The sequence below is a fragment of the Pokkaliibacter plantistimulans genome (genome assembly GCF_003194385.1).
GTDB classification, from domain to species: domain Bacteria; phylum Pseudomonadota; class Gammaproteobacteria; order Pseudomonadales; family Balneatricaceae; genus Pokkaliibacter; species Pokkaliibacter plantistimulans.
In genome coordinates, this window is record NZ_LAPT01000020.1 from 1 (window position 1) to 13,102 (window position 13,102).

Annotated in this window: 11 protein-coding genes and 1 pseudogene; 1 reads left to right on the forward strand and 11 read right to left on the reverse strand. The window is 51.2% G+C overall.

What is annotated here, in order from left to right:
• A pseudogene (locus WH50_RS04500) lies at positions 1-130 on the forward strand (IS5/IS1182 family transposase); the annotation flags it as partial.
• Between the two features lie 116 nt (positions 131-246).
• On the opposite strand, the gene WH50_RS04505 reads toward WH50_RS04500, so the two are convergent.
• From WH50_RS04505 to WH50_RS04555, 11 genes are all read right to left on the reverse strand, one after another.
• A complete protein-coding gene (locus tag WH50_RS04505; protein WP_243409995.1) occupies positions 247-1,986 on the reverse strand; it encodes an ATP-binding SpoIIE family protein phosphatase in 1,740 nt (579 codons plus the stop codon).
• Positions 1,987-1,990: 4 nt separating this feature from the next.
• Complete coding sequence (locus WH50_RS04510) at positions 1,991-2,299, reverse strand: STAS domain-containing protein (protein ID WP_110186240.1); 309 nt, start codon at positions 2,297-2,299, stop codon at positions 1,991-1,993.
• Between the two features lie 357 nt (positions 2,300-2,656).
• The gene (gene fliJ, locus WH50_RS04515; protein ID WP_110186241.1) at positions 2,657-3,106 is read right to left on the reverse strand and encodes a flagellar export protein FliJ; all 450 of its coding nucleotides are present in this window, start codon (positions 3,104-3,106) and stop codon (positions 2,657-2,659) included.
• A gap of 12 nt (positions 3,107-3,118) precedes the next feature.
• Positions 3,119-4,453, reverse strand: a complete 1,335-nt coding sequence (gene fliI / locus WH50_RS04520; RefSeq protein ID WP_110186242.1) for a flagellar protein export ATPase FliI — start codon at positions 4,451-4,453, stop codon at positions 3,119-3,121.
• Positions 4,450-5,334, reverse strand: coding sequence for a flagellar assembly protein FliH (locus tag WH50_RS04525; protein WP_110186243.1), 885 nt, complete (start codon positions 5,332-5,334; stop codon positions 4,450-4,452). Before WH50_RS04525 ends, fliI begins: the two co-directional genes overlap by 4 nt.
• A 3-nt stretch (positions 5,335-5,337) precedes the next feature.
• Complete coding sequence (gene fliG / locus WH50_RS04530; RefSeq protein ID WP_110186244.1) at positions 5,338-6,342, reverse strand: flagellar motor switch protein FliG; 1,005 nt, start codon at positions 6,340-6,342, stop codon at positions 5,338-5,340.
• Positions 6,335-8,017 carry a flagellar basal-body MS-ring/collar protein FliF gene (gene fliF / locus WH50_RS04535; protein WP_110186245.1) on the reverse strand — a complete coding sequence of 561 codons (1,683 nt, stop codon included), beginning with the start codon at positions 8,015-8,017 and terminating at the stop codon, positions 6,335-6,337. Before fliF ends, fliG begins: the two co-directional genes overlap by 8 nt.
• 57 nt (positions 8,018-8,074) lie before the next feature.
• Positions 8,075-8,425, reverse strand: coding sequence for a flagellar hook-basal body complex protein FliE (gene fliE / locus WH50_RS04540; protein ID WP_110186246.1), 351 nt, complete (start codon positions 8,423-8,425; stop codon positions 8,075-8,077).
• Positions 8,426-8,587: 162 nt separating this feature from the next.
• A complete protein-coding gene (locus WH50_RS04545; protein WP_110186247.1) occupies positions 8,588-9,214 on the reverse strand; it encodes a 3'-5' exonuclease in 627 nt (208 codons plus the stop codon).
• A 2-nt stretch (positions 9,215-9,216) separates the two neighbouring features.
• Entirely contained in the window at positions 9,217-11,049 is a 1,833-nt protein-coding gene (locus tag WH50_RS04550; RefSeq protein ID WP_110186248.1) for a putative nucleotidyltransferase substrate binding domain-containing protein, read from the reverse strand.
• Positions 11,050-11,216: 167 nt separating this feature from the next.
• The gene (locus tag WH50_RS04555; RefSeq protein ID WP_110186249.1) at positions 11,217-13,052 is read right to left on the reverse strand and encodes a sodium:solute symporter family protein; all 1,836 of its coding nucleotides are present in this window, start codon (positions 13,050-13,052) and stop codon (positions 11,217-11,219) included.
• Positions 13,053-13,102 lie beyond the last annotated feature (50 nt).

Here is a 13,102-nt window from a genome sequence, read left to right on the forward strand (position 1 = left end):
CTTCAAGCGGCTGGGTGAGCGGGTCATGGCGAAAGATTTCGACCGTCAGGTGGCCGAACTGCAGGTGCGAGCAGCCATCCTGAACCGCTTCACGCAGCTTGGGACACCGATGACGGTGCGTATGCCATAAATTCGTCTGGGGAAAGGGGCTTTGTAAGCTGTGCTCTATTTATGCAACAAAGCCCTTCCCAATACTGAGAGCGTCTCACCCGATACTGCTAGCAGTCTGACTAGTTGATAAGCACTCTATTCTTCAAAGCGCCACTTAAAAACAAGCTCCACCTTGTTGCCCATGCCGATGAAGCGCACTGATTCACAGAGCGAATGAATCAATGCCAGCCCTCGACCTGCGTAGCCCTTTTGCGCCAGTGAGCTATGTAAGGCATCAACATTGAACCCCTCCCCACTGTCTTCAATACGGATTTTCAAGACACCTCCATCCTGATTCAACCGATGATCTATATGAAAAACGATTCGGCCATCCTCAAGCGACGCTAAGCGTCTATCTCGCTCAGTGTAATACTCGGAGAACCCAACAATGTCTGATTTCGCTTGAGAGTTTAGCCTGAGTAGACCGTGCTCCAGCGAGTTAGAGAATAACTCTGAGAGGAGCATATAGATTTGTCCACTAAAACGACGTAACGCAGGTACCTCCATAATGACCTGCAGCAACAGCGGCAGCGGATTGTAAGTTTTCAAGGTATTAGGATAGAGAGTGTAAGTAAACGACCAGTCACTGGGACCATACTTGCGACTACTGACAAAAGGCTCCGCCAAATCCACCAGTTCTGCGACATCACACATGCGAATTTCTACCAGTGTTAAATCATCTTTAACACCTTGCTGACCCGCAAACTCATTTACAGCCTCACCTATTGTCTCGAATAACCGCTCCGGGTTAATACAGCGAGAGAAAACCTCATGCAATCGCTCTTCCCCGAACATCTGATCCTCTGCGTTACCAGCCTCCAGTATGCCATCTGAGTACAGATAGACACGGTCATCATCCCTCAGCGTATAACGCTCCGTTTCATCGCTGAATCGTTCATTACCCACAACGCCCAATGGTAGATGGGCTGATTTGAGTTGCGTCAATAGGCGACTCTCTGAGTGAAAGATCAAACCATCTGGCAGACCACCATTCCACACTTCTACCGTTTTTTTATTGAAATTGAAGTCAAGCATTGCTGCACAACAGAAAAACCCTGTCGGCAGAATACGTTTGAGTCGCTGATTGATCTCACGCAAGACATCTCCCATGGCATATCCCTTTGACGCCATAGAGTAGAAAATTTCTGCCATAGGCATAGCGCCAATAGCAGCAGGCAAACCGTGCCCGGTAAAGTCCCCCAACAGCACAAACATATTACCTGAAGGTGTACGAGAGGCGAGCAACACGTCGCCATTAAAAACCGCTAACGGTGAAAGCAAGTGCTTGATATTACTAGCATCAAGACAACCACTGTGGGCCACGTTATCAAACACCCGTTTGGCCACATGTTGCTCATGCAGCAAGCGCTTGTTATGGAGAGATATTTCGTCCCTCTGCTGCTGCAATACGTGATGCATACGCCGCATCCGATTAAATGCATTGATTTTTGCTTGCAGAATCGTAGGGTTATATGGCTTGGAAAGAAAATCGTCACCGCCAGCCTCAAGGCAGTCGACGAGAGAATGAGTATCTTTAAGTGATGTCAGAAATATAACCGGAACCAGCTCCTCGCCAGCCATCTGCTTAATTTGGCGAGCCGCCTCAAACCCATCCATATTTGGCATCAACGCATCCATGAGAACGATATGCGGCCGGTAGCGTTTGAATGCTTCTACTGCCTCACTGCCGTCCTGCGCCGTATATACCTCATATCCCTGCTTTCTGACTATTGCCCGCAGGATCATCCGATCACTGGTATTGTCGTCAGCGACCAGGATACGCAACGAGGTATCCTGGTGCTCCTGCGCATCCATCGCACCGTCAGCAAAATGCATGATGTCAGGAAATATTGAAGAGTTGGCCAAAATTGGAAATTATCAGGATTTTTTTAACATCCATATTACAGTTTACAATTCGAATATCAGCACCATCACCACCCGCATAATCACGCAACAGCAGCAACATCCCCAACGCAGAGCTGTCAAGGTATGTGGTTTCCTTCATATCAATGATGAAAACACGCGGCAGTTTTTCACCGACACTTTCATAGGCCTCACGAAAATCCTGGTGTGCACTAAAGTCAAAGCGTCCTTGAATACGAATGGTCAATTCTTTACCGTCATTGGAAAGCTGGGACCAGATTGCCATTACTCACCTCTTCATTCAAACCACGTCACTAGCGACAGGTCATCATCGGCATCACAAGATCAGACAACGGCTAAATAACGTCTCGGTTTTGCTGAACTCCTGTACCGGGTCGCCTGCTTTAGCCAAACCACTTGCCCTACTATACGCTATCAGAATCCACCCCCCTATTGTTCGTCTAAAATACACGAAAGACTAGTCGTAAGTGGAGCCCTTACCGTAAGTACACATCACCTAGGTATAGCTATTGCGAGGAATACTGACAAGCTCATTTTGCCGCCATGCTTCGCTACTTTGATTCATACTCCCGGAGAGTGATGAACAACGCATGATTTGCCACTCAGAGGCATATTCACCTCATCAGTCCATATCACCTCTGGAACGATAGTGTTGAATGAGCTCATCAAGAGCTTTCTGCTCCTTCCGGCCCAACTCTAACTGTTCCTGTGCCTTAATCGTTTCCAGCCAGGCCTCGATAGCCTTTACTCGCGCGCGAGCTTGTTGCCAGTTACTGATATGCCGCTCTACTTCAGCCTGTTGCTGAGCCACTGCACGCCCCTGCTGACCTAATGCTGTTTCCAATCGTGCCATAAACTGTTGCTGATTCAACCAATCGCGTGCCGACACGCCAGCCTCACCTTTACGGTGTAACTGTTCGATGTATTCCAGCTGATAACCTTGGAGCTGCTGCAGTTGCACCTCAGTCTGTGATAGACGCTGGCGCTGAGTTGCAAGGCGCTGAGCTGCTTTCTGCTCATCACGTTGCGCGAGCGTCAGAACAATGTGAAGGCGTTGAGAACGCAAAGCCATGAAAGCTTATACCTACTGAATGTTCAGGAGTTTTCCAACCAGGTCTTGAGCGACAGCTAACCGCACGGGCTCGTGCAAGCCTTGCTGAAGGAACATACGCATGGCGGGAATCAGCTGAATAGCGCGATCTGTGTCGGGGTCACTGCCTTTGGCATAAGCCCCTACACTCAAAAGATCACGTACCTGCTGGTAACGAGCATAAAGCTGCTTGAACCGCTGCGCCTGCTTTAGGTATTCAGGTGTCACCACTTGCGGCATAGCACGACTAATCGAAGCTTCGATATCTATGGCGGGATAATGCCCTTCTTCTGCCAGCCTTCGGGCCAGCACCACATGCCCATCCAGAATTGCACGAGCAGAATCCGCAATAGGGTCCTGCTGGTCATCCCCCTCAGTAAGCACGGTATAGAAGGCGGTTATTGAACCTCCCCCTTTTTCACCATTGCCAGCCCGCTCCACCAACTTTGGCAGCTTGGCAAATACCGAGGGTGGATAACCCTTACTCGCCGGCGGCTCACCGACGGCGAGAGCGATTTCACGCTGTGCCTGGGCATAGCGCGTCAAAGAATCCATCAGCAGAAGCACATCAAGCCCTTGTGCACGAAAATACTCCGCAATACGCGTCGCTAACTGAGAGGCACGCAAACGCATCAGGGGCGAATCATCTGCGGGTGAAGCGACGACAACAGCACGACGCAATCCCTCCTCACCCAATACGTCCTCAATAAACTCTTTGACCTCTCGACCACGCTCTCCGATAAGACCTACAACAACCACATCTGCCGTAGTAAATCGAGTCATCATCCCCAAAAGAACGCTTTTACCAACCCCGCTTCCTGCAAACAACCCAAGCCGCTGCCCTCGCCCGACGGTTAGCAGAGAGTTGATCGCGCGAATGCCCACATCCATCGGCTCACGAATTGGCTGCCGTGCCAATGGGTTAATGGTCTCACCTTGCAAGTCAACATAGGCCTCAGCATTCAGAGGGCCCAGACTGTCCAGTGGCTTACCGACACCATTCAAGACACGTCCAAGCAACCCCATTCCCACCGGGACAAGGCTCGTTGAACCTGTCGGCTGGACCTTTGCCCCTGGAAGTAAACCCTCAACGCTATCAACAGGCATCAGAAAAACACGGTCCCCATGAAAGCCAACAACTTCCGCTTCCACCGTATAACCAGGCTTAACACTGACCTGACAAAACTCACCGAGAGCAACGCGGCAACCGGTCGCCTCAAGTGTCAAACCAACCACACGAGTAACCCGCCCTGCTGCCCTGGGCCGCAGTGGTGTATAGAGAATACGCTGCTGATCACTCAGCCAGGACAGAAGCTGCGCCTGACTCATGACGCGGTATCATCTGCATCAATGTTGCCACCCTGCTCAGCAAGGGGCTCATCTTCTGTCTCTTTAGCCAGACGCTCTGCCGATATCCGATGCTGTTGCGCAAACCCCTGCAGCACATGGGCAACGCGCGGTTCAATAGCAGCATCGACATAGCTAAACGGAGTACGAACGATGACCCCACCAGGAGACAGACTAGCATCCTCCTCAACTCGCCAGTCATACCCTTCACGCTGTAAAAGTACCTGAATTGACGGTAAATCGGCAGGATGGGCTCTAACAGCAGTGCCTGAAGAGGGGTCAGGAAGCTCCTCCATAATTCGTTTTACCAGTTGTTGTATGTGGGCAGGACTGCTACTGAGTTCGTGATCCAGCACGGCCTCAACCATTTTTTTCACCAGCGCTGCCATACCTTCGATCAGCTCGTTGTCTTGACGCTTAAGGGGTTCTGCAAAAGCATTGACCAGAGCCAACAACTGAGCCTCCGCCTGCTCAATTCGCTGAGACTCAGCTTGATATGCCTCTGTATGACCCGCCTCCAGACCTTGCTTACGACCTTCTTCCAAGCCTCTTCTTACACCCTCAGCATGGCCAAGCGTTTTCCCTTCCTGATAGCCCTCGTCCCAGGCTTCCTGACGAATAGCCTCGACCTGTTCCAGCGTCAGAGGCTCAACATGGAACTCCTCTTCTTCCGCAGGTTCAGTGTCCAGTATCTGCGCTTGCAAGGGCTCAGGATCGGCAACAGGCTCTGGCTTGAAAGTTAAACCATGCTCAGTAAGCGACAGGTGCTCCTTGCCATCGCTAACCTCAGGTAACTGCCAGCGCTCGTACTGCTTACCGGTACTTGCGGGGATACGATGGGGCTGTTGTTCAACATTACTCACGGATTAAACCATCTGCTCACCGCCACCACCGAGTGATATCTGGCCGTCATCGGCCAGGCGGCGGGCGATACCAAGAATTTCTTTTTGCGCGGTTTCAACATCGCTAACCCGCACAGGCCCGCGAGCCTCCAGGTCATCTCGCATCATCTCAGCCGCACGTTTAGACATATTCTTGAAGAATTTTTCCTGCAGATTCACATCTGCACCTTTCAGGGCAACAATAAGGGTGTCTTGCTCAATCTCTCTTAGCAGGGTCTGAATACCTCTATCATCCACATCACTGAGATTATCAAAGACGAACATCAAGTCAGAAATTTGCTCGGCCAGATCCTCGTCGACTTCTTTCAGAGAGTCCATCAATGTGGCTTCAATGTTGCTATCGAGGAAGTTCATGATATTAGCAGCCACTTTGACACCACCAATGTTGGTGGTCTGCGACGACGAGCTACCAGAGAACTGACGCTCCAGAATGTCATTCAGCTCTTGCAGAGCCGCAGGTTGCACCGTATCCAGGGATGCAACACGAAGGAGGATATCAAGACGCACCTTTTCATCGAAATGCGCCAGCACTTCAGCAGCCTGATCAGAATCTAGATAGGACACCACAATGGCCTGAATCTGGGGGTGCTCATAGCGAATGATATCGGCGACCTGCCTTCCTTCCATCCACTTGAGCGTATCTAGCCCCTTGGTATTTCCACCTAAAAGGATGCGGTCAATAAGGCCGCTTGCTTTATCTTCACCGAGCGCCCGAGTCAGCATGCTACGGATGTAGCTATCAGAACCGATACCCAAGCCGGTTTGGTTACCCACCTGGCCCAGAAATTCGGCTACCACAGTTTCTACCTGGTCTTGCTGCACACTGCGCAACTGCGCCATGGCAGAGCCAATCTTCTGTACTTCCTTCGGTCCCATGTGTTTGAGAATTTCTGCCGCATCATTCTCGCCCAGAGTCATCAACAGGACTGCGGTTTTCTCCAACTGACTGAGCTTTGGTTTCTCACTCATCGCTTATCCAACTCTTGATCACCTGAGCTACACGACCGGGGTCATCCGCAATCAGACCACGAATGGCATTCAACTGCTTCTCAAAACTTTCGTTAGGACCAGGAAGCAGGCTTTCATCTACACTCGCCAGAGTGACTGCTTCATCTGACAGATCATCATCAATCCCTTCCAGCGCTTTGAGTTCAGCGTCACTGGCAGCCGCCTGATTTTGCCCTACCGATGACAGGCTGCGCAGAATCGGTCTCAATACCCCGAATACCAGAATAAGGACAAACAGCACCGCCCCGCCTTGCTTGACCAAATCCCAGAACCAGGAGGTCTGCCAGAAAGGAATATCTTCGGAGGTGAACATGTCCTCTGACTGCACAAAGGGGGAATTCACCACGTTCACGCTATCACCCCGCTCTGCCGAGTAGCCCACAGCATCACGTACTAATACTGTCAGGCGCTGTAGCTCATTCTCAGTCCAGGGAATACGTTTGGTTTGCCCGGAAGCCGGATCGACAGATACCAGATCATCAACCACAACCGCCACAGAGAGGCGACGGACCCGACCGACTTGATGTTTGGTATAACTGATGGTTCGGTCCAATTCGTAGTTACGTGTAGACTGCTTTCTCGAAGTCACTGGAGAAGAGGATGACGAAGCATTGGCGGCACTGCCATTAGTCACTTCAGGAACAGAGGTTTCTGCAGGAGGCTGATTCGATAAGGCCCCAGGAATACCGGATGCACTAGAGGCACTTTTTTCCTCATCCAGTACCTGCTCACTACGCAATGACGGCAAATCTGGATTGTATTGCTCGTCAGTCTGCTCGACAGCCGTAAAGTCAATATCTGCGGAGACTTCCGCTTTATAGCGATTCGCTCCAACAACCGGCTCCAATATGCTGCCAACCCGACGCGCCAGAGTCTGCTCGATTTTTCGGGTGTACTCAAACTGCTCAGCCGCCATCCCAGCATCAGTGTCAATTTTTTCTTCAGACAGCAACCGCCCTTTTTGATCCACTACCGTGACATCTTTTGGATCAAGTCCTGCAACACTGGATGCGACCAGATTGAGAATAGAAGTAACCTGGTCCTTTTCGAGCGTCCGTCCGGCATACAACTCAACAAAAACAGAGGCCCTTGGTTTACGGCTGTCACGAACAAAAACCGACTCTTTGGGTAAGGCAAGATGCACCCGAGCAGACTTGACCGCCAATATGCTGGAAATGGTACGCGCCAGCTCTCCCTCAAGCCCCCGACGATAGCGGGTCGCCTCCATGAACTGGCTGCTACCCAGCGGCTGCTCCTTGTCCAGAAGCTCAAAACCGACGGTCTTATCGCCTATCAGGCCATCACCCGCCAGCTTGATACGCGCCTGATTAACCATTTCAGAAGGCACCAGCAGAGCACCGCTGTTAGTGTCAATTTTGTAGGGAATCTGATTGGTCTGCAGCACCTGCATAATCTGGTCTGCATCCAGATTATTCAGACTGCCCAGCAAAGGACGATAGCTGGGCTCCTGTGACCACAGCACGACGGCAAAGCCGATAGCAACACTAGCGGCCAAACCCACCATCAGGCCAACCTGACGGATAATGCTGAGCTGCCCAAACCCGAGCATCAGAGAGCCAAACAACCCTCCCTGCTGAGTACCACCGGACAGATTATCTGCTCCCGCCTTAGCCACGATCTACTACCTCTCCCATGGCACAGTGTGAGCTTGCCCAACATGTCATAGACGACTTCACACCGTCATGCTCATGATTTCTTTATATGCATCAACCAGCCGGTTTCGGACCTGAGTCATGGCATCAAAAGAAATGCTGGCCTTCTGCAATTCGATCATTACTTGAGGCAGATCGACGCTAGGGTCGCCCTGCTCATAGGCGGTGGACATAGAGTTGGCCTTATTCTGCTGTTCAGACACGGAGTTCACGGCCTGGTTCAACATATCTGCAAAAGAAGGCAATGCGGAGGATTGGGTAACGGCATCAACGGACTGAGCATCCGGCTTGGGTACAGATGTCTTCTGTACTTGTGCCTGCAACGTACGCATCTGCGAAAGAACGGACTGAATATCAGCTCTATCTGCCATGACGCTCGCCTCCTCTGTCAGTTTTGTTGCCGCATACAGCAATACCGGGTCTGCTACCCGGTCTTGGCATCTTACTTAAATTGTTAAAAAATAAAAAGTTTACTGTCTGCCAAGGGTCAAGAGACTGGTTTTGAATCGTTCAAGCTGCTGTCACGAAATCCCCTATAACACACCGCAATCGCCTTGCGTCAGGCGCACATACATCAAGGCTACGGTGATGGCATCTCCCAATGCAGTATGGCGCTCAATAATCGGCAGGTCCAACTTGCTGGCAATAGTGTCAAAACGCAGATCCACATGCCCGCCCGGGTAACGCCATTTAATGATGTTGTTATATACCTCAGAAAGTTCAATCGCCTTATTCGGCAAGCCAAATCCAAACTGGGGCCGCATGTACTTATCGAGCATCCGCAGGTCAAAATTAACGTAATATCCAAGCAAAGGGCGATTGCCAATGTAGGCCAGCAACATCTGCAATGCTTCGTGCATATCTACACCGTCCGCCAGATCCATAGCCCGGATTTTATGGATAGGCACCGATTCACGCCTGAAATTGGCTGGAGCCTTCAGCTTGATATCCAGACGATCACTGAGCATCACTCGTCGCTGCTTACGAATCTTGACAGCACCAATCGTGAGAATCTCAGCCTCCGCCACATTGAGACTGGTGGTTTCGCAATCCAAAGAAACAATCTCGTCACCCTCATAGGGTTCAAACAAGGCGGCAAAAGGGCCATCACCATGTTGACGGCGCTCACGCCAGACTCGCAGAGACCTGAATAACGACATTACTAACCCTCAAGCCGATAGCGCTGGGTCAAAAACTGCTTGAACTCCTTCACGACATGAAGAGCTTCACGCAATAGATCCCTATCCAGACGATCAAGGCGCTCTACTACCAGCATGTTGGCGTCTTTGTCGGATGCCCCTTCGCTTTTCATACGCTCCAACTGCTGCTGCAATCTCAGCTGAATAAAAAGACCGAGCGCATGAACAAGGTCGAGACCCAGTTTCTCTGGTAACTGCTGGCTATCTATAAGCTGATCAATACGCTTGAACGTATTCGTTTCAAGCACCTTATGCTCCAGTGCCAAAGTACGAATGCCATGCACGATCGGAAATATTCCCCCCTTCTTGATATCCAGGCCATGCTCTTTATTTTTGATGCCACCGAAAAAGGTGAGCGGTGTAGAGAAATTGAGAGCGGCCCTGGCGAAGTGAGAAAAGAAAATCTGGTTACTCGACATTTCCCGGAAGAACCAGTTCCGCGCCGCCTTAAATAACGCCGCGTTGCCAGCAACCGCATGAGCATCCACAGCAATAGCAAGTCGAAGCAGATTGTCTCCACTGGCCTGCTGTGACCAATGGCGCAGATTCTGAGTCCATTGCTCCAGACTCAAGACCCACTCTGGATTGGACACCATGACCCCCCCGGGACAAGGAGGATAACCAAAGCGCGCCAGAATACGCGAGAACGCCTCAAGTACTGATTGCTTTTCTGGCCACGACAGGCCATTGCGCATCAACACCGCGTTGTCCTGATCGGTTTTGAGGATTTGCTCCCGACGCCCCTCACTCCCCATGACGATAAGACACACGTGCGGCTGAATATCTTCCGGCACTAACAGGTTAAAGAGCTTCGCCATCACCTTCTCATTCATGGTGGCGATCAACTCCATGGCAAACTGGACCTTCACGCCATGCACATTGAGACCTTGCACCAGATCGTTGAGCCCCGTTGCCACCTCTTCCAGATCCTCCACGGTCTGAGCCCTGTCAATACGCAAGCCCAGCACATGGGAGTGATTGGAGAAATAACTGAGGACATCGGTCAGCTCCAGAATGCCTTTTAACTCCTGATCATCCTTGACCACCACACGCTCAATACGGTGTTCAGTCATCAGAACCAGAGCATTGAACAGATACTCATCATGACCCACCTGAATCAGCCGGTAAGATGCAATGTCTGCCACGTCTGTGGCAGCAGACAATCCCTGTTGCAGTAATGCCGTCAGCATGTCAGTCCCCGTCACCATGCCGTAGCGCCCTCCCCGCCTGACCAGCAGACAGTCCACCTTGCGCTCACGCATCAAGGCAAAGGCATCCTGAATACAGGTACCTTCCAATAGGATCAGAGGCTCACGCATGCAGGAGTCGCCCACCCGAGCCAACATGAACTCGGTCATATCCTGACTTACATTGCCATTGCTGCGTAGCTGAAAGCGACCCGCAAAGCTGTTGCGGAAGTAGTCCCCAAAGACAGGATTGCTATCGACCAGCTCCAGCAGGATGCGAGTAGGCAGGATATGACAGATGGTTTCTTCTACCGCAACAAAATTGTGGATGGCACGACCACGCATGGATGACCAGGCACCGAAATAATCTTCCGCGGTGTAGTGCACATAGGTATGTCGCAGCTCCTCAGGACGAGCAACATCCTGTTCATCCTCCTCAGCAACACGCCCCTTGAGCAATATATGCAATCCTTCGGGAGGTTCACCGGCCTTGATGATCACCTCACCTGCCTGAAAATAGGCAATATCCAGATTATTCTGCAGCACCCCCAACTCTGCGGGAGAAAGCAGATTGAATGGGGGCTTCGATGTATTGAATGCCGTTGTCATGGAACTCCCTTCTCGCAGACTATGACGCTCAGCGCATGTTCACGACCTCGTTCGCAAGCCTGGAAAAGCACTCAGATAGTCTTTTCAACGCTGTTTGGCCAATGGTGCTCTCAAAACAACACACTCCCCGAAGGGAGTGTGCGCAGAGGTGATTTACCTACACCAGCTTAGTGGCTATGAGCTGCCCCGGCACCGCGAGGAATACGGATATCCTCGACCACATGCTGAATTTCCGCAGGTGGAGGGGGGGTCATGGAAGACACGATGAAGGCGACCACAAAGTTCAGAATCATACCCACTGTGCCAAAGCTTTCAGGTGTAAGTCCCATGAAGTATTGTGCCGGTGTGCCGCCCATGAATTTGAAGTAAGTGATATAGCAGGCGGTCACCACCAGACCGACCACCATGCCACTGATTGCACCCTCTTTATTCATGCGTGTGGAGAAAATACCCATCACGATTGCAGGGAAGAAAGACGCAGCAGCAAGGCCAAACGCCAGGGCGACAACCTGAGCAACAAACCCCGGAGGATTCAGGCCGAAGTAGCCCGCCACCAGAATTGCCACGACTGCCGCACCTCGCGCCGCCAACAGCTCATTTTTCTCTGACATATGCGGTGTCAGTGTTTTCTTGAACAGGTCGTGAGCGATAGAAGTGGAGATTACCAGCAGCAAACCCGCCGCGGTGGATAGCGCAGCGGCAATAGCACCTGCTGCTACCAGAGCGATAACCCAGTCAGGCAACTGAGCAACTTCCGGATTCGCCAACACCATAATGTCTCGGTCAACATAGACCTCATTGGCGAAAGGCTGCTTGGCTGCATCAAACTTCGCTTCATCACCTGTCAGTCCATTGGACACCAGTCGATGCCCATCTTCAGCGCGCTTGTCACCATCAAACTCGGGCTTAGCCCCTTTAAACGGTGAACCGTTTGCGTACTGAACTTTTCCGTCTCCATTAACGTCCTGCCACGCAATCAGGCCAGAATTTTCCCAGTTCTTGAACCAGGCTGGCATTTCTGCATACAACGTTCCTTTTCCATCAGCACCATTGACAGTGTTGATCAGATTCAAACGTCCAATTGCCGCCACAGAGGGTACGACAGTGTAAAGAACAGCGATGAACAATAGCGCCCAACCAGCAGAAACACGAGCATCCTTCACACGAGGAACAGTGAAGAACCGCACGATTACGTGTGGCAGCCCGGCAGTACCCGCCATCAAAGCAACAGTGAAGAAGAAGATATTAAACAGATTATCTGTTCCCTGCGTGGTGTAGGCCGTAAAGCCCAACTCTTCCACTAAGCCATCGAGAGCCTCCAGCACCGGCTTACCACCCAGTGTGCTATTAAATGCAGGATCTACAGCTGCTCCCAAGCCTGTCTGTGGCAGGAAGTGTCCGGTAACCTGCATGGTCAAGAATACAGCTGGCACGGTATAGGCAAATATCAATACGCAGTATTGCGCGACCTGTGTATAGGTAATCCCCTTCATCCCACCCAGTACGGCATAGAAGAATACAATGATCATGCCGATGACGACGCCCATATCGATGGATACGTGCAGAAAGCGAGAGAATACGATACCCACACCGCGCATTTGTCCTGCAACGTAGGTAAAGGAAATAAAGATGGTACAAATAACAGCGACTGTTCGGGCAGTACTGGAATAATAGCGATCACCAACGAAGTCAGGCACGGTGAACTTGCCAAACTTTCTCAGGTAGGGAGCCAGCAGCAATGCTAGTAATACGTAGCCCCCAGTCCAACCCATGATATAGGCAGAACCGGTATAGCCGATAAAAGAAACGATCCCCGCAAGAGAGATAAACGAGGCGGCTGACATCCAGTCAGCAGCGGTTGCCATACCGTTCGCCATCGGTGACACACCACCACCAGCGACGTAGAACTCCTTGGTGCTGCCGGCTCGGGACCAGACAGCGATGCCTATGTAGAGCGCGAAACTCAACCCCACAAATAAGTAGGTTAATACGTCCAAACTCATAGCGTCATACCCTTCCGTTCAAGATTAATTAATTATTGTTATTTGTTTGA